Genomic DNA, 20,392 nt, shown 5'->3' on the forward strand with positions numbered 1-20,392 from the left:
ATGCTTGAGGGTACCTATGGGAGGGGGACGGCAGGGTCGGCAGTGGAACGGCCGAGCGCCTCGGCCAGGCTGCGGGTCCGGTCCGCCAGCGGCGCGGCCGCCGCGCCGCCCAACGCGTCCTCTTCGAGCGTACGCGCCAGCGTGCCGAGCGCGGCGTCGCCGAACATGCCCGCCGACCCGCAGAACTTGTGACAGATACTAGCGATAGCGGCGCGCGCTTCGGGTTGCGCCGCGTCGTCGGCGTCGCGCAGCGTGGCTTCCAGCCGCTGCAACTCCGCTGAATAGGTCCGCTTGCTGGCGTCGTAGCGCGCGCGCAGCGCGGTCACCGCGGGGTCCTCGACCGGTCGAGGTTGCGGCGCCGGAGGAGGATCCGCAATCAGCCGCGCGATCGTGGTGATGAGCGCATCGACGTCGATCGGCTTCGACAGATGGGCATTCATCCCGGCGGCCAGACAGACTTCGGCGTCGGACGCGAAAGCGTTGGCGGTCAGCGCCACGATCGGGATCGTCGCCCCAGTGCCGCCGAGCGCGCGGATCCGGCGTGTCGCCTCGATGCCGTCGACCTCGGGCATCTGCATGTCCATCAGGATCAGCTCATAACCGTCCGGATCGGCGACGAACGCGGCGACCGCCTGCGCGCCGTCGGCGACGATCGTCACCCTATGGCCGTGGCGTTGCAGCAGCGCCTCGATCAGCAGCTGGTTGATCTCGACATCCTCCGCCACCAGGATCCGCGCTGCCGATACCGGCTTGGCTGGCCGCCTGGTGGACGCCTCGCGCCGCGGCACCACGCCGGTGGGTACCGTGCGTATCGGGAGGCTCAGCTGCATCCGGGTGCCCGTCGCGTCCGATTTGGCAAGGCGGAGATCGCCGCCCATCAACCGCGCCAGACGCTGGCTGATCGCAAGCCCGAGACCGGTCCCGCCATAGCGCCGCGCGATCGACGCATCCCCCTGGACGAACTGGTCGAAGATCTTTGGTTGGCGATCGATCGGGATGCCGCGACCGGAATCCTCGACCACCAGTTCGAGCGCACCGTGCGCCGTCCCCGCGCCGACCCGGATGACGCCCGCATCGGTGAACTTGATCGCATTCGACAGCAGGTTGAGCAAAATCTGGCGGATCCGTTGGGCGTCGCCGATCGCATAGCGGGGCAGGGCGTCGTCGAGCGCCAGCTCGATCGACAGGTCCTTGGCGGTCGCGCCGGCGGAGATCATGCGGACGGTGCCGGCGATCGCATGCAACATGTCGAAGGGCTCGTCGGCAATCTCGATCTGATCCGCGTCGATCTTCGACAGGTCGAGAATGTCGTTCAGCAGCGCCATCATCGTGCGGCCGCAATCGCGGATGAGGCTGGCGTAGCGGCGCTGGTCCGCGTCGAGATCGCCCGCGAGCAGCAGGTCGGTGAAACCGATCACCCCGTTCATCGGCGTGCGGATCTCATGGCTCATGTTCGCCAGGAACGCGGCCTTCAGGCGCGCGCCCTGCTCGGCCTGGATGCGCGCCGCGTGCAGGTCTTCCTCGAGTTGCTTGCGCGCGCCGAAGTCGCGGACGCTGGCGATGAACTCCAGCGGTTCGCCGGTCGCCTCGTCGCGCACCACGCTATAATTGGCTTCCACCCAGACATAATGGCCATCGCGGTGCCGCTGCCGATAGATCGAATGCGCCGGTCTGTCCGACGCGATTGCCTCGCGGCACCGGGCGTCGACGGCGGCTACGTCGTCCGGATGGATGCCGTGGAACGGCGCCTGATTTACGATTTCCTCGGGCGCATAGCCGAGCAGAGTCAGGCTGCGCGGCGAGGCGTAGCGGCGGATCCCGTCGGTCCCGGTGCGGACGATCATGTCGGCCGAATGCGTCGTCACCAGCCGCAGCTCGCGCTCGCGGCTCGCCAGCGCGAGCGCCTGTTCATGGCGTTCGGTAACGTCGCGAAGGCTGCCGATGGTATCCAGCCCGTCGCCCGCCGCGTTCTCCTGGCGGCGAATCGTCGCCTCGATCCAGCGGAGATGGCCATCGCTATGCCGGATCTGCGTCCGAACTTGCACTTCGGCGCGTTCGCCGCGGACCAGCTCGATCCACTGCACGCGCATCCGATCGACGTCTGTCGCCGGGACCAGGTCGATCATCGACCGCCCGATGCTGTCGGCGACGCGGTAACCCGTCAAAGCTTGCCATGCCGGGTTGAGAAACGACCACCGACCCTGGCCATCGGTGCGGAACACCACCTCGTGGATGTTGTCGGTGATCGACGTCAGACGTTTGTCGCTGGCGCGCAACGCCGCGGCGAGCCGCGCGCGCTGGCTGAGCGACGCGGCGACCGGCAATGCGGACATGAAGCTCGTCGCGACGAACAGCTGCAGGATCGTCAGCTTCGTCCCCACCCCTTCGACCAACGCGATCGGGCCGGTGTGGAGAAAGGTCGCAAGACCGGCCGCGCTCGCGACGATGATCACGGCACACGCCGCACCGAACGCACCCAGGCGAAAGGCGGCGAGCAGAACGAACGGCGTGACCAGGAACAGCACCGGGTATCGGTCCTGCGTGAACACCGCGCAGCAGACCAGGATCACGCTGCCGAGCACGACACATGCTTCGGTGACGGTTCGAACGGTCGCGCGCCCGGGCGCCAGCCGTGCTTGCGCGAGGATGAGCAGGATCGGCACGAAGACGAGCTGCCCCAGCGCGTGGGCCTTGGCGTAGGTCAGCCACGCGGAAAAACCGACCGGCTCGCCGCCGAGCCGGAAGACCGCGAACGCGAGACACGCGACCGCGGCCGGGACCATAATCCCCGCCAAGGCGGTGAAGAGCAGAAGCGGCTTCAGTTCGGTCAGATCCGCGCCCGCCGGAACCATCCGACGCATGCCGAACAGGATCGTCACGACCTCCAGGATGTTGCATCCGGCCAGTCCCAAGCCGATTATCCAGCCATAGCCCACGATCAGGTTGACGGCCACGCTGGCACCGAAACAGGCGGCAAGCTCCGCGCTGCGCCGTTCGCTGCTTCGGATTGTCGCCGCGAGTAATACGGCATTTGGCAGCCACAGCGCGGCCACCGGCCCCCGATCGCGCGTCAGAATGATTCCCAGCAGCGCGAGCGCGAAGAACAGCGCCGCCACCGCCGTGACCCGCACCCATGGCAACGCGCTACGCATGGCGCAGCGCCGTTCGCCGGATCGTCACGGCGCATTCGCGGATCTGGTCGGCGCGTTCGTCAGGGTGCCAATGGTCGAGGCCGGCATCGAGCTCGGCGGCGGCGTCGCCCAGTTCGGGTTCGCCGAACATGCCGGCTGTCCCGGCCAGATTGTGCGCCAGGACGGCAAGCGCGCCGATTTCGGTGTCGGTGAACAGCCCGGCGCGGATCATCGCGTCGAGCGCCGACAGCATTTCGGCTTTACGCGCCGCGTATCGCTCCTGCAGCGATCCGGTCGCCGCGCGCCGTGGAAGCTCCTGATCCGGTATCGGATCGGCAACGGAGTCAGCAATGGGGTCGGGGACCCGAGCGCTCACCGTCACGTCGTCGCGCGGCGGGTCGCACAGCGCGACGGGCGGGTAGGCGCTGGGACGGTCGAGCGCAGCTTTGCCGGACACGCTGTCGCTGCCGCTCAGATATCGGCTGAGTACCGATTCGAGCGCGCCCGGATCGAGCGGCTTGGTCAGATGCTCGTCCATGCCCGCCTCCTGACACCGCGCGCGGTGTTCGGGTTGGGCGCTGGCGGTCAACGCGATGATCGGCATGGTGGCGGCCGAGCCGCCGCGCGTGCGGATCGCCCGCGTCGCCGCGAAGCCGTCCATCACCGGCATCTGGCAGTCCATCAGGATGAGATCGAACGGCGTCCGATCGAGCGCGGCGAGCGCCTGGAGGCCATCCTCCGCGAGTTCGACCGCACAGCTGTATTTCGACAGCATCGCGAGCATCAGCTCGCGATTGAGATCGACGTCATCGACCACCAGGATGCGCTTGCCCGGCAGCGACAGAACTCCGGACGCCAGTGCGTGATGTTCGACGCACTCGACGTCGTCGCTGATCGGCAAGGCAAGTTCGACCCAGAAGGTCGATCCCAGTCCCGGTTCGCTGACCACCCCGATTTCGCCGCCCATCAACGTCAGCAACTGCCGCGAAATCGCAAGGCCCAGGCCGGTGCCGCCATATTGAACCGCGGTCGCGGCGCTGGCCTGGATGAACCGGTTGAACAGCGTCGGGATCCTGTCCTTCGGGATGCCGCCGCCGGTATCGATGACTTCGATCCGCAACCGCGCGTCGCAGTCCTCCTCGCCGATCAACACGACCCTGGTCGTCACCGAGCCGTCCTGCGTGAACTTCACGGCGTTCGACAGCAGGTTGAGCAGGACCTGGCGCAGCCGTCCGACGTCGCCGACTAGCCGGGCGGGGACGTCGGCGGCGATGTCGGTCAACAGGGTCACGTCGCGGGTCGCCGCCTGCGGTTCCAGCAGCGCGACCGTGCCGGCAAAGAAGCCGGCAACGTCAAACGGACTGCAGTGCAGCACCAGCCGGTCGGCCTGAAGTTTCGAGAAATCGAGCACGTTGTCGACCACGGCGTGCAGCGCGAGTCCGGCATTGTGGACCAGGCGGACGCGGCGCTGGTCTTCGGCGCCAAGCCCGTTGCGCTCGTTGAGCAGACGCGAAAATCCGATGATGCTGTTGAGCGGGGTGCGGAGCTCATGGCTCATATTGGCCAGGAAGCGCTCCTTCGAATGGATCGCCCGTTCCGCCTCGAGCCGCGCCGCGGCGAGCGCATCCTCCTGCTCCTTTTGCGCGGTGACGTCGCGGATGACGTCAAGATAGCCGGTCGCCAGTTGCGTCGCCGGATCGCGCAGCATCGCTGGGCTGGATTCGAGCCAGACCCAGCGATCTTCGGTCTTGTGCCGCGCCCGCCAGCGGACGTGCTTGCCGACGGCCCCGTCGCGCAGGGCGTGGAAGGTCGCACGCAGATCGGCGATATCGTCGGGGTGGACGATCTCGTCGGCACGTCCGCCCATGCGATCTTCGATCGTGTGCCCCGTGATCGATACCGATGCGGGCGAGACGAACGTCGTGCGGCCTTCAAGGTCGCTGGTGACGATCACGTCGGTCGAATTCTCGGCCATCAACCGGTAGCGCTGATCGCTTTCGCGCGCCTTTTCCTCAGCGCGTTTCAAGTTCGAAATATCGACGATGACGGTCAGCACGCTGACCGCGACGCCGTTCACGCGCCGGATCGTGCCGCGGCTCATAACGTATCGGATCTCGCCACTGGGCAGGACCAGGCGATAATTGTTATCGTACTCCGTCAATCCGTCGGCGATCGCCGTCTCCAGCGCCCCCAGGCCGCGGGCGCGATCATCGGGGTGACAGCGCTCCAGGATCGTTTTGATCGACGCGGTTTTGCTAGCGGGATCGACGTCGAGAATCGCCCAGATTTCCGGCGACCACGACATGATCTGGGTGGTCAGATCGATCACCACATATCCCATATGCGCGATCTTCTCCGCCGAACGCATCAGCGCGTTGGCTTGCAGCGCGGCCTCCTCGGCGCCTTTGAGAATGCTGATGTCGCGCTTGCTGACGAAGATGCGAACCACCCGGCCGGTATCATCACGGAGCGGGACCAGCCCGACATCGTAGGTCGTGTCGTTTCCTGCCGTCCGATCCTGTTCGATCAGCCGGCGGACCTCGCCCGATGCCACGGCGATCGCCATTTCGCGTCGCGTCGAGTCTGCCACGCCGGGTACGAACAGCGCGGCAAGATCCGCGCCGCGTGCCTCGGCAACCGTCGTCCCCAAGGCGCGTTCGGCGGCCGCATTCATGAAGCTCATCGGGAACGCGCCGTCGACGACGTCGTGAACGAAATTCAGATCAGGCGAGTTCTCGAAGATGCCTTCGAACAGCGCCTGCGCCTGCCGTGCGGTCGCGGCCAGCGTCTCGGCCGCCTCGTGTGCGCGGACCAAGTCCTTCGAGCGGTCCTCGAGTGCGTTTTGCGCCTCGATCCGCATCGTGACGTCGCGACACGCCGCGACGATACGCCAACCCTCGTCATCGCTCGCGACCAGCCGCGCGACGAACTCGATGTGGAGAAAGTCGCCGGCGCTGTTTCGCAACCGCGTCAGATGGGTCACCGTGGCATCGGGCGGCGCATCGTGCAGGCGCCGGGTCGCTTTCAACAGCGCGAACCGTTCGCCGGCCGGGACGAACTCCAGCACCGACTGGCCGACCAACGCGTGCGGCGCATAGCCCAGGATCCGCTGGCTCGACGGCGACATGTAGATGCAGCGCCCGTCGACCGTGTAGAGCCCGACCATGTCGTTGGCGCTATCCGCCAGCAGGCGATAGCGATCTTCCGATTCGCGTTCGGCCGACAGATCCTGGAACTGCGCGATATAGTGCCGCGGCGTACCGTCCTCGGCCAGGACCATCGAGACCGAGAGCCGAATCCACACGATGCGGCCACTCTTGCGGACGTAGCGCTGCTCCAACTGATAGCGCGGAATCTCGCCGGCACGCAGCCGCGCGGTCAGATCCATGTCGCGCTCGCGATCGTCGGGATGGGTGATCGCCGCGAAATCCAGCGTCTCGGCTTCCGCGGGGTCATACCCCATCAGGTCGCAGAACGCGGCGTTGAGCTTGAGCAGCCGCCCGTCGAGCGCGACCAGCGCCATCCCGATCGGCGCATGATCGAAGGCGTTCTCGAACAACGCGGTCTGCGCACGCCGTTCGGAGATGTCTTGGATCAGCGCAGTGAATTGCCAATCCTCGCCGACGTTGGTCGCGCTCAGGGCCAACTCGACCGGGAACAGCGCGCCATTGCGGCGCAGCGCCTGCACTTCGACGCGGCTGCCGATCAAACGCGCGGTCTTGCTCGCCATGAAGCGGGCGAGCCCGGCGTCGTGCGCGGCGCGCGCCTCGGGCGGGACGATGACTTCCGACATCAGGCGGCCCACCACGTCCTGCGCGGGCCATCCGAACGTGAGTTCGGCGTGCCGGTTCCACTGGGTGATGAGGCCATGCCGGTCGATCGTGACGATCGACTGATGCGCGGTCGCCAGGATGCTCGCGAGCCGTTGCTCGTTGGCGCGTACAGCCTCTTCGAGCAGACGACGTTCGGCCAGACCGTCCATCGCCACGCTGTGCGCGAGCGCCGCGCTCGCCTGTTCGGCAGCCGTTCGCAGTACGATCTCACGGCGAAGCTCGCGCGAACGCCGGACCAGCAGGACACCCGCGGCGACGCCCGAGGCCAGCAGGAGCACGATCACTTCGTCCAGTTGCCACGCTTCGTAGGTGGTGACGAACGAGACCAAAAGTTCGAACGTATCGCTCGCCACGCACACGCCGGTGATGGTCAAGGTCGCCGCAATCGCCAACACGAACTCGGTTCGGGTTCTGCGGTCTCGCGATGTCTGACTCAGGTCCAGCGTCCGTCTCCCATGGCCCCAGTTAGGACAGGACTGCATAAGTGTTCGTTAATCAGCGGCGCTCGTGGCGCGGTTCCGCCCGCGGATCGGTGGGCGCGATGCAACGACCGCGCCCGCCCGGTCGTTCGCCCCGTATCCCGTTACAAAACCGAAGGATTACCATGTTCGGACTCACCAAGAAGGTGCGCTACGCCGTCGTCGGCGGCGGCCAGATTTCGCAACAGGCGTTCATGCCGGGCATCGGCCGGACCAGCAATTCGGCGCTCGCCGCGCTGGTCACCGGCGACCCGGTCAAGGCCGACAAGCTTGCCAAGCTGTACGGCATCAAGGCGTGGACCTACGAGCAATATGGCGAGTTGTTGGCGTCGGACGAGATCGACGCCGTCTATGTCGCGACCCCCAATTTCGTGCACATGCAATACGCCGTTCCGGCGCTGGAAGCCGGCATTCACGTGCTGCTCGAAAAGCCGATGGCGTCGAGCGTCGCGGAGGCCGAAATGATCCTGGCGGCGCAGGCAAAAGGCGGCGCCAAACTTATGGTCGCCTATCGGCTCCATCATGAGCCCGGGACGGTCGAGATGATCACCCGCGCGCGCGCCAACGAATTCGGCGACCTGCGCAGCTTCGTCTCGGTGTTCGCGCAGAACGTCGCCGAGGCCAATTCGCGCGGCCACAATGGCTATTGGGGTGGCCCCGTCCCCGACATGGGCACCTATCCGCTGAACGCGGTGCGCAACCTGTTCGGGCAGGAGCCGATCTCGGTGCACGCCGTCGGCACCAAGACGCCCGATCGCGGGTTCAATTTCGACGATACCGTCGCGGTGACGTTGCGGTTCCCGGACGAGCGGCTGGCGCAGTTCACCGTCAGCTACGCTACGGCTTCGTCGGAGTTCTTCGAGCTGGTCGGGACCAAGGCAAGCATCCGCGCATCACCGTCGTTCATGTTCGGGCCGACCACCGGCATCAGCTATGTCGAGACGACGAGCGCGGGCAGCAAGGAACACAGCTTCAGCCCGGTCGAGCAATTCGGGAACGAGACGCAATACTTCTCGGACTGCATCCTCAACGACCTTCACCCCGAGGCCGATGGCGAGGAAGGGCTGCTCGACATGCGCGTGCTCGCGGCGATCGAGCAGTCGCTCGAGACCCGCAAAACCGTGACGTTGGACCCCGCCGGTCGCACCCGCCAAGTGCAACCCGATCAGGCGCTCAAGCTGAAGCCCGCAAAGGAACCTAGCGAAGATCAGATGATCAGCATCACTCCCCAGTCGGCATGAGGCATTGGCGACCGGCGGCACCCGCCAGCCAATGGTCGCCGAACATGCGGTCGAGCCGCGGCGGATCGATCGGGTCGAGGCCGGAGCCGGGCGGTCGGGGCAGGTCGACCCGATCGGCGTCGTTGCCCGCGCCGACGGCACGCCGTCGACCGCGGAGTCGCGCATTATCGGCCCCTTCGTCACGGCGCAACGCGCGTGATGGTTTCGTCGAGGCTGGCGATTGCGATCCCGAATTTGCGGATCACCATCCGGTTGCGCGCGATCTGGCCGCCCGGCTGAAGGTACAGCCACTGATCTGCGCGCAGTCCGCCGCGCGTCGCGAAGCGCAGGTGCAGGCGATTGCCCGATACTTCGCCGGTCACCGGACCCGTCGCGTCGGTGAGGGTTCCGGCGTACCGATCGGGCGCCACGCGGCGCAAATGCCAGATGCGGTGGGTTGGCGCAGCGCCGTCCCGCCGGACATCCTGATCGAGCACGATTCCGCCGTCCGGGGTGACGACGCCTTGCCCCCTGACCATGACCGGCTGGCGATGCTTGGTCAAAATTTTGAGGCTTCCGCGCCCCTCGGTAGCGCCAGCGAAGAAGGTGACCGGATCGAACGCCGGCACAGCCGCCTGGTGCTGCGCCAACTGCCCGGAAGGGACGCAGGCGCCGACCGACGTCGAAAGGGCGATAATGCCAAACCATCGGCGTGCACCGATGCGGAGGATGCGCCGTGACCCCGGAAGAACAGGAAACTGGGGATGCATGGCGTAGCCTTTGCGATGGCGATCTTGCAGCCGGGCCCGGTGCCGGAACGAACAAGAGGCCGGCTTCCCTGAAGGAAGCCGGCCTCCGCCCTCGATACGCTACGCGAGGGAACTGGGGAACTGGGGAGCGACCGGCTTAGCGGCGGCAGTAGCGCGGGTTGTCCGACTTATCGATCGCACGACCGGCAAGTGCACCACCGGCTGCGCCGAGCACCGCACCGAGCGTGCCGTCACCGCGACCCGCCACCGTGTGACCGAGCAGGCCACCGGCGAGTGCGCCGACCAGCGTGCCGCCGGTGTTGTCGCAACCCTCGCCACGGCGGCGGTTCGAATAGCGGCGGTCGTTGCCGCGATAGTCGCGGTAGCCATTGCCGTTGTAGCCGCGATTGTCGTGGCCACGATCATAGCCCCGCTCATAGCCACCGCGGTAGCGCTGCGCGTCGGCGGCGACGGGAACCAGTGCGGTTGCGGTCATCGCCAGAGCGCTGGCAGCGAGGGTAAAGGTCTTGAACATCTGGTTTCTCCCGTTGGGGATATCGGAGCCGCTTGGGCGGCCCCTCCATCCTCGATGACCCCTTTTGGCCGATTCGCATTGAGCGAAGCCTGAATGCGCTCGTTATCCGCGGTTCAGGCTTCCGCTCGTGCGCGCACCCCCTATGAGGCGACGATGCGCCGTCCGCTGACCCTGTTGCTCGTCGTCGGAACCGTGCTGGCGATCGCGCCCGGCTGGACCGGCGAGGTGCGGCTGCCGTTGCTCGGCACGCACGCCAATCTGGTCGCGACGCGCGTTGCGCTCGACTCCGACGATCCCGTGCGCACCACAGTGGGGGTGCTGACCTATGAAGGCGGCGTCCACCTGACCAGCCGCGACCCCGCGTTCGGCGGCTATTCGTCGCTCGGCGTCGTCGGCGACTGCGTCACGCTGCTCAGCGACGGCGGCAATGTCGTGCGGTTTCGCATGGGCCCGGACTGGAAGCCCGCCGACATCAGCTTCCTGAACCTGCCGGGCGGTCCGGACGAGGGCTGGAAAAAGGCCGACCGCGACAGCGAATCGATGGCGATCGATCCGCGCTCGGGCCGGATCTGGGTGGGGTTCGAGGGTGCGAACGCGATCTGGCGCTATGCGCCCGGGTTTGCGCGGGTCGAGGGGCGGGACGCGCCTAAGGCGATGAAACACTGGCCCGACAATGGTGGCGCCGAATCCATGGTGCGGCTGCGCGACGGGCGGTTCCTGGTGATCGCAGAGACCGCGCGGGGGCCACGTGTGCCCGTGCCCCTGCGGCGCGGGCGGCAGGCCTTGGTGTTCGCGGGCGATCCGCTAACGCAGAGTCGGCCCTCGGTGCGTTTCACCTACATGCCGCCGCAGGGCTATGATCCCGCCGATGCCACCGAACTGCCCGACGGGCGGCTGCTGGTGCTCAACCGCGCGTTCAGCCTACCGTTCGTGTTCACCAACGTGCTGGTGCTGATCGACCCGCGCGAGATACGCGAAGGTGCGACCGTGACCGGGCGGGCGATCGCCACGCTGGCACCACCGCTGATCCACGACAATTTCGAGGGCGTCGCGGCGACCCGCGAGGGCGGTGCGACGATGCTGTGGCTGGTGTCCGACGACAACGACACAGCGCTTCTACAACGCACGCTGTTGCTGAAGTTCCGCCTGAACCGCTGAGCCGCCCAAACGAGAACGGCCCGCCCCGCGGTGGTGCGGGGCGGGCCGTCGATCTCAGCGCGCGTCGCTTATGCGGCGACGGCGAGCTTCTTGACGATTTCGCGCTTCAGGCGGCGCACGCGCAGCGAGAGCTTGTCGTCCGAGGTCTTGACCAGCCAGTTGTCCAGCCCGCCATTATGCTCGACCGAACGCAGGCCGTGCGTCGAGACGCGCAGGCGAACGCCCTTTTCGAGCGAATCGGAAAGCAGCGTGACGTTCTGCAGATTGGGCAGGAACGTACGCTTGGTCTTGTTGTTGGCGTGGGACACGTTGTTCCCGACCATCCGGCCCTTGCCGGTCAGTTCGCAAATGCGCGACATCTGTTTACCTATCAGTTTCGGGATGACCCCCGGAAAGGCGCGCCGATACCCCGCGAGGGGGGGCGCGTCAACCGATTCAGATGGGCTCGCCGTGCAACCTGCACTGCGCTATCGTCCGATCGAGGTCATCGAACCGGTACAGGGGACTATTCATGCGTACACTTCTCTCGCTCGTCGCGATCGTCATTCTGGGTGTCGTCGTGCTGATGTATTTCGGCATTATCAACATCGACCAGACGCAGCAGGGCGTGGTGCAGGCCCCCAAATTCCAGGCTGACGTCGCCAAGGTGACGCTGGGGACGGAGAACAAGACGGTGGCGGTGCCGACGATCTCGGTCGAGAAGCCGGGTGCGCAGACCAACGCGCAGGCACCGAACTGATCTTTACCGCGTGAGCGGGTCGGGGCAGGGGGCGCCGATGTTCCCGGTTCCCGATCCCATGCGCCGCGCGATCGACGCGGCGCGCGCGGCGGCGCTGGCCGGCGAGGTGCCGGTCGGCGCGGTCGTGATGCTGAAGGGCGAGGTCATCGCGGTCGCGGCCAATGCGCCGCGTGCGCTGAGCGATCCCACCGCGCATGCGGAGATGCTGGCGATCCGCGCGGCCGCGCAGACGCTCGGACGCGATCGGCTGGAGGATTGCGACCTTTGGGTGACGCTGGAGCCGTGCGCGATGTGCGCGGGCGCGATCGCGCATGCGCGGATCGCCCGGCTCTATTATGCGGCGCCGGATGCGAAGGGTGGGGCGGTCGAACATGGGCCGCGATTCTTCGGTCAGCCGACGTGCCATCATCGGCCCGAGGTTTATGCGGGGATCGCCGAAGGCGAGGCGGCGGGCTTGCTGCGCGAATTTTTCGCGGGGCGGCGGTAACCTAACCGACCGTCCTCCGCACTCGTCATGCCAGCGAAGGCTGGCATCTCCCGTAACGCGCGCAGCACCCGCCCCAGGGAGATCCCAGCTTTCGCTGGGATGACGTGATGGGGCGGGGACAACACCGAACCGGGCGCTGCCCCAATTGCCGATTAGCGCATGTCGTTCTGCGTGATCGGCACGATCTTCACTTCGACGCGGCGATTGGCGGCGCGGCCCTCGTCGGTGTCGTTCGACGCGATCGGCTGGGTCTCGCCATAGCCGCGGGTGCCGATTCGCGCCGACTGGACGCCGTGGCCTGCCAGATAATCCGCCACCGATCCCGCGCGGCGCTCCGACAGCGTCTGGTTGTACGCGTCGCTGCCGGTCGAATCGGTGTGGCCGTACACGTCGATATAGGTCTGGTTGTACTGGCCGAGCGTCTGCGCGACCTGGTCGAGCGTGCGCTGGAACTGCGGCTGCACGTCGGCGCTGTCATAGGCGAAGGTGATCCCTGACGGGATGTTGAGCACCAGATCGTCGCCCTGGCGGATCACCTGCACGTCGGTGCCCGCGGTGCGCGCGCGCAGGTCGCGCTCCTGTTTGTCCATGTACGCGCCGACGCCCGCACCCGCGAGCCCACCGATCCCGGCGCCGAGCAGCTTCGCCGTGCGATCGTTGCGGCCGCCGACGATGTCACCGAGCAGATAGCCGCCAAGCGCGCCGCCGATGCCGCCGAGCGCGGTCTTCGAGATCGTCTGCCGCCCGGTTTCGGGGTCGGTGACGCAGCCGCTGGTGAGCGCGAGCGTGGACAGCGCGGCGGCGGCGAGGATCGTCTTCATCGGTATCATCCCTTTTGGTCTTGGCTCTGAAAACTTCGTGTTGCCGGCGATTGTTCCGCCTGCGGTCTGAATGCGCGCTGTCCGGACGGTTGTGAAGTGCCGCGTTGTACGCCAATAGGGGCCGAGCCGATGGCACCGCTTCCCCCCTTCCCCTGGATCGACGTCGCGATCATCCTCGCACTCGTCGCGCTGAACGGCGTGTTCGCGATGAGCGAACTCGCGATCGTCTCCGCGCGCAAGGCGCGGTTGGAGGCCATGGCGCGCAGCGGCAAGCGTGGTGCGCGCGCGGCGATCCTGCTGGCGTCGGATCCGGGGAAGTTCCTGTCGACGGTGCAGATCGGCATCACGCTGATCGGCGTGCTGGCCGGCGCCTATTCGGGTGCCAGCCTGGGCACGCCGACCGCAGCGCGACTCGAACTGCTGGGGCTGAGCCATGAGACCGCCGAGACGGCGGGGTTCGCGATCGTCATCGGGCTGACCACCTTCGCCTCGCTGATCATCGGCGAGCTGGTCCCTAAGCAGTTCGCACTACGCTCGCCCGAGCCGATCGCGGCGTTCATGGCGCCGATCATGCGCTGGATCGCGGTCGCGACCGCACCGCTCGGCTGGCTGCTCGATGCGACCAGCGCGCTGATCTTCAAGCTGCTGCGGCTCGATCGCGAATCGGAGGAGCATGTCACCGCCGAAGAGCTGCACATGATCGTCGCCGAAGCATCGAAGTCGGGCGTGATCGAGGAGCATGAGCGCTCGATCATCTCGGGCGTGGTGCGGCTTGCCGACCGTCCGGTGCGCGAGGTGATGACGCCCAGGACCGATATCGACTGGCTCGACTGCAATGCAACCGCGGAGGAGATTCGCGACACGCTGCTGGCAAGCGCGCACACGCGGCTGCCGGTCGGCGACGGATCGATCGACAATGTCGCCGGCGTGGTGCAGGCGCGCGACATCGCCGCCGCGCTGTTCCGCGGCCTGCCGCTCGACCTGCGCCAGCTGATGCGCAAGGCGCCGGTGGTGATCGACCAGATCGACGCGATGGACGCGCTGATGGCGTTGCGCGAGGCCGAGGTGCCGATGGCGCTGATCCACGACGAATATGGGCATTTCGAGGGGATCGTGACGCCCGCCGACCTGCTCGCAGCGATCGCCGGCGAGTTCAAGTCGGACGCCGATCCTTCGGATGCGCCGTCGGTGGTGGTGCGCGACGACGGCTCGCTGCTGGTCGCGGGGACGATGGCGGCGGATGCGCTGGCCGATCGGCTCGGCATCGACCTGCCCGAGGACCGCGACTACGCGACGGTCGCAGGGCTCGCGCTGGCGGCGTTCCGCCATCTGCCGGGCGAGGGCGAGAGCTTCGTCGAGCAGGGCTGGCGGTTCGAGGTAGTCGATCTCGACGGGCGGCGGATCGACAAGATGCTGGTGAGCGAGGTCTAATGCTTCGCACAGTTGAGTGTGAAGCCTGAGTTTTGCATCGAGAATGGGGTAATCTAACTGGCGGGGTTCAATTAGGGTGGCTCTTCTCGGAAATGCGGTTACTGTACGTCGATGTTTCCTATTCTTCCTGAAGACGTAATAGATGCTGCACGAGCGGCGTTCTCCGATGCGAACGATCGTGTGTCTCATTTGCTGACGCGGCAACCGGCCATGCATGAGGAAGGATTGGACTTCCACCTTGTTTCCAAGCTTGATGAGTTTGGCGCGCAAATCCTGAAATCTGGAACGGCTTTGGCGATCGAAACGCATTGGCTCGGTGGGCGGAGGCATTGGGGCCGATGGGAAATCTCAGATATTGCCGTTGTGATAGCGGTGCGGGTACAAGGAGGTCTTGTCGCCCGCAAGGTGGCCCTTCTTCAGACAAAGCGACTCTACTCAAAAGAAATTTCGGTCGAGCATATCGATAGAAGTGATTACGAAATCGGCGTTGCTCGATTGATTGACCGAACTGACAAGATGATGCCGCTATTTAAGCAGCGGAAATTCTCGTTTACCGATAAGTGCGTCTACGGCGCGATGTCATCAGGTAGCGAGCAGGTGCAGCGGATCGACGACTATGTCGATGAGCGAGGCATCCCGGTTTACTATGCTCTCTATAACCCCGCATGTGTGCCGAGCAGCGGGCTTCATCCCGAGATAGGTGGGATCAAACCGCTTGAGGATAATGAGGTCGGTTGTCGCGTTCTAAAGCGCGAGGAAGTGAACGACATTTTAGGTGGAATGTCCGTAGGCAGCACTCCATCATTCGCGGCGATGAAGAACCCAGAACGGAAATCGAGTTTCGATCCGTTCGCAGTTCATGGCTGGCGGCTTGAAACCTTTGTAGCAGATGAAGTTATGCGGTGCCGAGAAGGGCGTTTGTTCGAGGATGCTCAAGACGAAATTCTTGCTAGCCTGCTTTATCGGCGATCGGCGCCAATCACGGCTGCGATTGTTATGACCGTCGATCTCCCTGAAAGTGAAGTGGTTTACGAGTAGGCTGAGATAAAACGAGGGGCCAAAGAAAATTGGGCAATCCCCGTCATTTACCGTTCTTGGTGCAAAAAAGCAGGTTGCGAATCACCAAAGAAGCATTGCGAAGTCAAAGGCATCGATGATGATTAAATCTGATGCGTTTTTTTGTTCGCTCAAAATTTCCCGAACACCGCCTCGAAACCCGCCCGGTCGCCCGCGGCCAGGAAGCGCGCCTGTTCGATCCAGCGATCGCGGCCCATGCGGCCGGTAAAGGCGCCGAGCTGCGCGTCGATCGATTCGGCTTGTCCGTCCGACAGCGCCGCCATCTGGCCGATCGTCGTCACGCCGAGTTCGGCGAGGCGGCCTGCGACCTTGGGGCCGAGGCCCTTCAGCTGGGTGACCGGCTCGCTGGCGTAGTCGACGGCGGGCACGGGGGCCGGCGTTGGGGCGGGCGGGGCGAGTTCGGTGGCCGGGCTTGCCTCGAAGCTAGCGGCGACGGGTTCGTCGGCGATCGGTTCGGGGGCGGGAAGAACCGGCGTTTCTGCGATGGGTGCGACAGGCGACTGCGTGATCGATGTCGGTGCGACCGGAGGGCCAATCGGAGTGGGGGCAGGGGCGACGGGTGGTACCGAGACCTGGACCTGCGATTGCACCGGGGCCGGCGGCGCGGCCGGCGTCGGAGTCGGTGCGGGCGCCGCATCGGGTGCCGCTGGTGGTACGCCGGCCTCGTGCGCATGCTCGACCAGTTCGCGTTCGGCCTCGACGCGCGCGCGCTTCTTGCGGACGCCCCACAGGATTCCGAGGATCACGAGCACCGCCAGCGCCGCGATGATCGCGAGGTGGAGAGTCGTGATCGTCGCGGTGCCCTCGGGCAGCAGGCTGAGGCCGGAAGCGGATGTCTGCGTGTTGGTCATCCACCGACCGTAGCGGGACGATGCGCCCCTTTCGAGCGCTAATCCGCGCGCGCGACCTCGCGCCAGCCGATGTCGCGGCGGTAGAAGCCGGTTGGGAAGTCGATCGCCGACACCGCGCGATACGCCGCCGCCTGCGCCTCGCGGACGTCGTCGCCGGTCGCGGACACCGCCAGCACGCGGCCGCCGGCGGCGACGAGGCCGCCATCGACATAGCGCGTACCGGCCTGGAACACCGTGCCGCCCGCCGCGCGTGCGGCGTCGATCCCGGCGATCGATCCCCCCGCCTGCGGCGTGCCGGGATAGCCGTTCGCGGCCATCACCACGGTCAGCGCGGTCTCGTCGGAGAAGGCGGCGGGGGGCATCGTCGCGAGTCGGCCCTCGGCGACCGCGAGCATCGTCGCGAGCAGGTCGCCCTTGAACCGCAGCATGAGCACCTGCGCCTCGGGATCGCCGAACCGCGCGTTGTATTCAATAAGCTTGGGACCGTTCCGCGTCAGCATCAGCCCGGCATAGAGCACGCCGCTGAACTGCATGCCTTCGTCGGCCATCGTCTTCACGGTGGGTGCGATGATCTCCGCGATCGCGCGCGCCTCGAGTTCGGGGGTCAGGACGCGCGCGGGGCTGTAGGCGCCCATCCCGCCGGTGTTGGGGCCGGTATCGCCGTCGCCGACGCGCTTGTGGTCCTGCGCCGAACCGAACGGCATGATCGTCTTGCCGTCGGTGAGGACGAACAGGCTCGCCTCCTCGCCGTCGAGGAACTCCTCGATCACGACGTCGGCGGCGGGATCGTCGCCATAGAGCGCGTCGAGCGCGGCGGTGACTTCGGCCTGCGACAGCGCGATCACGACGCCCTTGCCCGCGGCGAGACCATCGGCCTTGATGACCACGGGCAGCGCGAAGACGTTGGCGATCGTCGTCTCGGCCTCGACGCGGCTGCGCACGCGGGCATAGCCGGCGGTCGGGATGCCGGCACGGGTGCAGAGTTCCTTGGTGAAGCCTTTCGAGCCCTCCAGCTGCGCGGCGGCGCGGGTTGGGCCGAATACGGGAATGTCGGCGGCGATCAGCGTGTCGGCGAGGCCGTCGACCAGCGGCGCCTCGGGCCCGATCACGACCAGCCCGATCGCGTGGTCGTGCGCGAACTGCACCACCGCGGCGTGATCCGTCGCGTCCAGCGCCACGCAGGTCGCAAGCGTCGCGATCCCGGGGTTGCCCGGCGCGGCATAGAGCGTATCGAGACCGCTCGATTGCACCAGCTTCCACGCGAGCGCATGTTCGCGCCCACCCGAGCCCAGCAGCAGGACGTTCATGCCCGATCCCCTATTCGATGACGCGCGGCTGGTAGCCGAGCCGGTGCCGGGCGACAACGCCCTGACCGTCTCGGTCGGCGAACTCGCGTTCAAGCTGAAGCGCATGGTCGAGGGCGAATTCGGCCATGTCCGCCTGCGCGGCGAGATTTCGGGCTGGAAGCGTGTGGCGTCGGGCCATTGCTATATGAGCCTGAAGGACGACCAGGCGGTGATCGACGGCGTGATCTGGAAGGGCAATGCCGCTAGCCTCGCCTTCGTGCCGCAGGACGGCATCGAGGTGATCGCGACCGGCAAGCTGACCACCTATCCGGGCCGCTCGAAATACCAGATCGTGATCGAGCGGATGGAGCTGGCGGGCGCCGGCGCGCTGATGGCGCTGCTCGAAAAGCTGAAGGCCAAGCTGGCGGGCGAGGGGCTGTTCGACCCGGCGCGCAAGAAGCCGTTGCCGTTCATGCCGCAGGTGATCGGCGTGGTGACGTCGGGCACTGGTGCCGTGATCCGCGACATCCTCCACCGGCTCGAGGATCGCTGCCCGACGCATGTGATTGTGTGGCCGGTCAAGGTGCAGGGCGACGGCTCAGCGAACGAGATCGCCGCAGCTGTGCGCGGGTTCGACGCGATCCTGCCCGGTGGGCCGGTGCCGCGGCCCGATCTGGTCATCGTCGCGCGCGGCGGCGGGTCGGTCGAGGATCTTTGGTCATTCAACGAAGAGGTCGTGGTCCGCGCGGTCGCGGGCTGTTCGATCCCGATCATCTCGGCGGTCGGGCACGAGACCGACACGACTTTGTGCGACTTCGCCGCCGACCTGCGCGCGCCGACGCCCACCGCAGCCGCCGAGATTGCGGTGCCTGTGCTGGCCGACCTGCGGCTCACGATCGATAGTTTCGCCAACCGGACAGAGCGGTGCGCGCGACGGTATGTCGAGCGCGGGCGCGAACGGCTGGCGGCGCTCGCGCGGCATTTGCCTAAGCGCGATCAGTTGCTCGGGCCGCAGCGCCAGCGCGCCGACGATTTCGGGCAACGTCTCGACCGCGGGCTGGAGCGGCGGCTGACGGTGGCGCGCGGTACGCTTGATCGGGCGGCGGGCGCGCTGAGGCCGGCGACGTTGCAGCACAGGCTCGACGCCAAGCGCGCGCAGCTCGATGCGACGTGGCGGCTGGTCCAGTCGCTCAACCCCGACACCATCCTAGACCGCGGCTATGCGCGCATCACCGCGCGGCCGGGCGGCGAGACGCTCGCCTCCGCCAAGGCCGTGCGCGGTGCGGGCGCGATCACCCTGCTGTTCCGGGACGGCGCGGTGGACGCGCGGGTTGAGCGGCCGACGCCCAAAACCTATGATAAGACCGTTCCCGAGCAGCACTCGCTGCTCTGACCCGAGAGACCCGCAATGCTGATGTCCAACACCGACCGCCAGGCGCGGCTCCACTATATGGCGAACGGGTTCCGCGTGCTCAGCCCCGGCGACCATGTCGTCTGCGCCGGCTCCGGGGTGCGGATCACCCTCGACGACCTGCGCTACTGGAGCGTGGCGAAGCAGGAGGCCTATGCCACCGCGCAGCTCGCCAGCGAGGCGCTGGCGCCGCGATGAAAATCCTTGCCGCAGCGATGCTCGTCGGACTGGCGGGCGTCGCGCTCGCGGCACCGCAGCAGACGACATCCGTCGCGCCCTCGGCGTTCCGCTGGACCGGGACGGCGGTGCAGGGCGGGCTGATCCTCGGCACCGCCCCGGCGGGCACGCGCGCGCTCGCGCTCGATGGCACGCCGGTGGCCATCGCGCCGGACGGTCGGTTTGTTGCAGGGTTCGACCGCGACGCCAAACCCCAGGCGGTCCTGGCCGCGACACTGGGTGACGGCCGCGTCGTCAGCGAGACGCTCACGATATCACCCCGCGCCTGGTCGATCTCGCGGCTGCCGACCTTGCCCAAGATTCCGGTGCCCGACGCCGAGTTCGCGCGGATCCGCCCGCCCGAGCTCGCGCAGATCGTCGCGGCACGCGCGGCCGGCGCGGTATCGGACGGCTGGCGGCAACGCTTCATCTGGCCGGTGACCGGCCGCATCTCCACGCTGTTCGGCTCGCAACGGATCTACGCGAACGGCGAGGCCGGCTCTTATCATTCAGGAGTCGACGTCGCGCGCGAGACCGGCACCGTGGTGTCGGCGCCGGCCGACGGCGTGGTGATCCTCGCGGCGGATCACCCGTTCACGCTGGAGGGCAATCTGCTGATGATCGATCACGGCATGGGGCTGAACAGCGCGTTCCTTCATCTGTCGCGGATCGACGTGAAGGTCGGCGACCATATCCGTCAGGGGCAGCCGGTCGGCGCGGTCGGCCGCACCGGCCGCGCGACCGGCCCGCACCTGCACTGGTCGCTCCGGTGGCAGGGAGCAAAGCTCGATCCGACGCTGATCGCCGGCGCAATGTGAACGCACCGATGCCTAATTATCGTGCGCTGCAGTGCACCATTGCCTTTCGAATATGCATTTTTGGCCTCGACTAGAAAACACTTGTGTCATTTTCGCTACAGGCGGTTGCGAAAATGGGGTCCGGTCGGGAACCATTCTTTACAGAATGCG

18 protein-coding genes are annotated in these 20,392 nt (G+C 66.7%); 10 read left to right on the forward strand and 8 right to left on the reverse strand.

Annotated features, from left to right (window positions below):
• Positions 1 to 14 precede the first annotated feature (14 nt).
• Positions 15 to 3,152, reverse strand: coding sequence for a PAS domain S-box protein (locus U1701_RS08760; protein ID WP_332782170.1), 3,138 nt, complete (start codon positions 3,150 to 3,152; stop codon positions 15 to 17).
• The gene (locus U1701_RS08765) at positions 3,145 to 7,338 is read right to left on the reverse strand and encodes a PAS domain S-box protein (RefSeq protein WP_332782171.1); all 4,194 of its coding nucleotides are present in this window, start codon (positions 7,336 to 7,338) and stop codon (positions 3,145 to 3,147) included. Before U1701_RS08765 ends, U1701_RS08760 begins: the two co-directional genes overlap by 8 nt.
• A 230-nt stretch (positions 7,339 to 7,568) precedes the next feature.
• Between U1701_RS08765 and U1701_RS08770 the strand changes: the two genes are divergently transcribed.
• The gene (locus U1701_RS08770; RefSeq protein ID WP_332782172.1) at positions 7,569 to 8,684 is read left to right on the forward strand and encodes a Gfo/Idh/MocA family protein; all 1,116 of its coding nucleotides are present in this window, start codon (positions 7,569 to 7,571) and stop codon (positions 8,682 to 8,684) included.
• Between the two features lie 4 nt (positions 8,685 to 8,688).
• The gene (locus tag U1701_RS08775) at positions 8,689 to 8,883 is read left to right on the forward strand and encodes a hypothetical protein (protein WP_332782173.1); all 195 of its coding nucleotides are present in this window, start codon (positions 8,689 to 8,691) and stop codon (positions 8,881 to 8,883) included.
• Here U1701_RS08775 and U1701_RS08780 read toward each other — a convergent pair.
• Positions 8,864 to 9,433, reverse strand: a complete 570-nt coding sequence (locus tag U1701_RS08780) for a DUF3833 family protein (RefSeq protein ID WP_332782174.1) — start codon at positions 9,431 to 9,433, stop codon at positions 8,864 to 8,866. The two genes, U1701_RS08775 and U1701_RS08780, sit on opposite strands and share 20 nt — an antisense overlap.
• Positions 9,434 to 9,569: 136 nt before the next feature.
• Complete coding sequence (locus U1701_RS08785) at positions 9,570 to 9,947, reverse strand: glycine zipper 2TM domain-containing protein (protein WP_332782175.1); 378 nt, start codon at positions 9,945 to 9,947, stop codon at positions 9,570 to 9,572.
• Between the two features lie 153 nt (positions 9,948 to 10,100).
• On the opposite strand from U1701_RS08785, the gene U1701_RS08790 reads away from it, so the two are divergent.
• A complete protein-coding gene (locus tag U1701_RS08790) occupies positions 10,101 to 11,105 on the forward strand; it encodes an esterase-like activity of phytase family protein (protein ID WP_332782176.1) in 1,005 nt (334 codons plus the stop codon).
• Between the two features lie 68 nt (positions 11,106 to 11,173).
• Here the strand turns inward: U1701_RS08790 and rpmB are convergent, their stop codons facing one another.
• The gene (gene rpmB / locus U1701_RS08795; protein ID WP_332782177.1) at positions 11,174 to 11,464 is read right to left on the reverse strand and encodes a 50S ribosomal protein L28; all 291 of its coding nucleotides are present in this window, start codon (positions 11,462 to 11,464) and stop codon (positions 11,174 to 11,176) included.
• A 152-nt stretch (positions 11,465 to 11,616) separates the two neighbouring features.
• On the opposite strand from rpmB, the gene U1701_RS08800 reads away from it, so the two are divergent.
• Positions 11,617 to 11,844: a hypothetical protein gene (locus U1701_RS08800; protein ID WP_332782178.1), complete on the forward strand. Its 228-nt coding sequence runs from the start codon at positions 11,617 to 11,619 to the stop codon at positions 11,842 to 11,844.
• Positions 11,845 to 11,902: 58 nt separating this feature from the next.
• Positions 11,903 to 12,331 carry a nucleoside deaminase gene (locus U1701_RS08805; RefSeq protein WP_332782337.1) on the forward strand — a complete coding sequence of 143 codons (429 nt, stop codon included), beginning with the start codon at positions 11,903 to 11,905 and terminating at the stop codon, positions 12,329 to 12,331.
• A gap of 152 nt (positions 12,332 to 12,483) precedes the next feature.
• Here U1701_RS08805 and U1701_RS08810 read toward each other — a convergent pair whose 3' ends face one another.
• On the reverse strand, positions 12,484 to 13,152 hold the full coding sequence (locus U1701_RS08810; protein WP_332782179.1) for a YiaD family glycine zipper/OmpA-like lipoprotein: 669 nt from the start codon (positions 13,150 to 13,152) through the stop codon (positions 12,484 to 12,486).
• A 129-nt stretch (positions 13,153 to 13,281) separates the two neighbouring features.
• On the opposite strand from U1701_RS08810, the gene U1701_RS08815 reads away from it, so the two are divergent.
• Both U1701_RS08815 and U1701_RS08820 read left to right on the forward strand, forming a co-directional pair.
• A complete protein-coding gene (locus U1701_RS08815) occupies positions 13,282 to 14,583 on the forward strand; it encodes a hemolysin family protein (protein ID WP_332782180.1) in 1,302 nt (433 codons plus the stop codon).
• Between the two features lie 111 nt (positions 14,584 to 14,694).
• Entirely contained in the window at positions 14,695 to 15,621 is a 927-nt protein-coding gene (locus U1701_RS08820) for a hypothetical protein (RefSeq protein ID WP_332782181.1), read from the forward strand.
• Between the two features lie 149 nt (positions 15,622 to 15,770).
• On the opposite strand, the gene U1701_RS08825 is transcribed toward U1701_RS08820, so the two are convergent.
• Together U1701_RS08825 and purD are read right to left on the reverse strand one after the other, a co-directional pair.
• Positions 15,771 to 16,511 (reverse strand): helix-hairpin-helix domain-containing protein, encoded by a 741-nt coding sequence (locus U1701_RS08825; RefSeq protein WP_332782182.1) that lies wholly within the window; start codon positions 16,509 to 16,511, stop codon positions 15,771 to 15,773.
• A 38-nt stretch (positions 16,512 to 16,549) separates the two neighbouring features.
• Positions 16,550 to 17,818: a phosphoribosylamine--glycine ligase gene (purD, locus tag U1701_RS08830; protein WP_332782183.1), complete on the reverse strand. Its 1,269-nt coding sequence runs from the start codon at positions 17,816 to 17,818 to the stop codon at positions 16,550 to 16,552.
• Between purD and xseA the strand changes: the two genes are divergently transcribed.
• From xseA to U1701_RS08845, 3 genes are read left to right on the forward strand one after another with little or no spacing between them, the layout of a single operon-like run.
• The gene (gene xseA, locus U1701_RS08835) at positions 17,817 to 19,190 is read left to right on the forward strand and encodes an exodeoxyribonuclease VII large subunit (protein ID WP_332782184.1); all 1,374 of its coding nucleotides are present in this window, start codon (positions 17,817 to 17,819) and stop codon (positions 19,188 to 19,190) included. The two genes, purD and xseA, sit on opposite strands and share 2 nt — an antisense overlap.
• A gap of 15 nt (positions 19,191 to 19,205) precedes the next feature.
• Positions 19,206 to 19,406, forward strand: a complete 201-nt coding sequence (locus U1701_RS08840) for a DUF2093 domain-containing protein (protein WP_332782185.1) — start codon at positions 19,206 to 19,208, stop codon at positions 19,404 to 19,406.
• The gene (locus U1701_RS08845; RefSeq protein WP_332782186.1) at positions 19,403 to 20,242 is read left to right on the forward strand and encodes a M23 family metallopeptidase; all 840 of its coding nucleotides are present in this window, start codon (positions 19,403 to 19,405) and stop codon (positions 20,240 to 20,242) included. Before U1701_RS08840 ends, U1701_RS08845 begins: the two co-directional genes overlap by 4 nt.
• Positions 20,243 to 20,392: the final 150 nt, after the last annotated feature.

The sequence above is a fragment of the Sphingomonas rhamnosi genome, assembly GCF_036663615.1.
Classification (GTDB): domain Bacteria; phylum Pseudomonadota; class Alphaproteobacteria; order Sphingomonadales; family Sphingomonadaceae; genus Sphingomonas.

Excerpts from the sequence above, each read along its gene's own strand:
- U1701_RS08810 (WP_332782179.1), bottom strand. The coding sequence starts at position 13,152 with ATGAAGACGATCCTCGCCGCCGCCGCGCTGTCCACGCTCGCGCTCACC.
- rpmB (WP_332782177.1), bottom strand. The coding sequence starts at position 11,464 with ATGTCGCGCATTTGCGAACTGACCGGCAAGGGCCGGATGGTCGGGAAC.
- U1701_RS08800 (WP_332782178.1), top strand. The coding sequence starts at position 11,617 with ATGCGTACACTTCTCTCGCTCGTCGCGATCGTCATTCTGGGTGTCGTC.
- U1701_RS08840 (WP_332782185.1), top strand. The coding sequence starts at position 19,206 with ATGCTGATGTCCAACACCGACCGCCAGGCGCGGCTCCACTATATGGCG.
- U1701_RS08805 (WP_332782337.1), top strand. The coding sequence starts at position 11,903 with ATGCGCCGCGCGATCGACGCGGCGCGCGCGGCGGCGCTGGCCGGCGAG.
- purD (WP_332782183.1), bottom strand. The coding sequence starts at position 17,818 with ATGAACGTCCTGCTGCTGGGCTCGGGTGGGCGCGAACATGCGCTCGCG.
- U1701_RS08820 (WP_332782181.1), top strand. The coding sequence starts at position 14,695 with ATGTTTCCTATTCTTCCTGAAGACGTAATAGATGCTGCACGAGCGGCG.
- xseA (WP_332782184.1), top strand. The coding sequence starts at position 17,817 with ATGCCCGATCCCCTATTCGATGACGCGCGGCTGGTAGCCGAGCCGGTG.
- U1701_RS08815 (WP_332782180.1), top strand. The coding sequence starts at position 13,282 with ATGGCACCGCTTCCCCCCTTCCCCTGGATCGACGTCGCGATCATCCTC.
- U1701_RS08845 (WP_332782186.1), top strand. The coding sequence starts at position 19,403 with ATGAAAATCCTTGCCGCAGCGATGCTCGTCGGACTGGCGGGCGTCGCG.
- U1701_RS08770 (WP_332782172.1), top strand. The coding sequence starts at position 7,569 with ATGTTCGGACTCACCAAGAAGGTGCGCTACGCCGTCGTCGGCGGCGGC.
- U1701_RS08790 (WP_332782176.1), top strand. The coding sequence starts at position 10,101 with ATGCGCCGTCCGCTGACCCTGTTGCTCGTCGTCGGAACCGTGCTGGCG.
- U1701_RS08785 (WP_332782175.1), bottom strand. The coding sequence starts at position 9,947 with ATGTTCAAGACCTTTACCCTCGCTGCCAGCGCTCTGGCGATGACCGCA.
- U1701_RS08760 (WP_332782170.1), bottom strand. The coding sequence starts at position 3,152 with ATGCGTAGCGCGTTGCCATGGGTGCGGGTCACGGCGGTGGCGGCGCTG.
- U1701_RS08825 (WP_332782182.1), bottom strand. The coding sequence starts at position 16,511 with ATGACCAACACGCAGACATCCGCTTCCGGCCTCAGCCTGCTGCCCGAG.
- U1701_RS08780 (WP_332782174.1), bottom strand. The coding sequence starts at position 9,433 with ATGCATCCCCAGTTTCCTGTTCTTCCGGGGTCACGGCGCATCCTCCGC.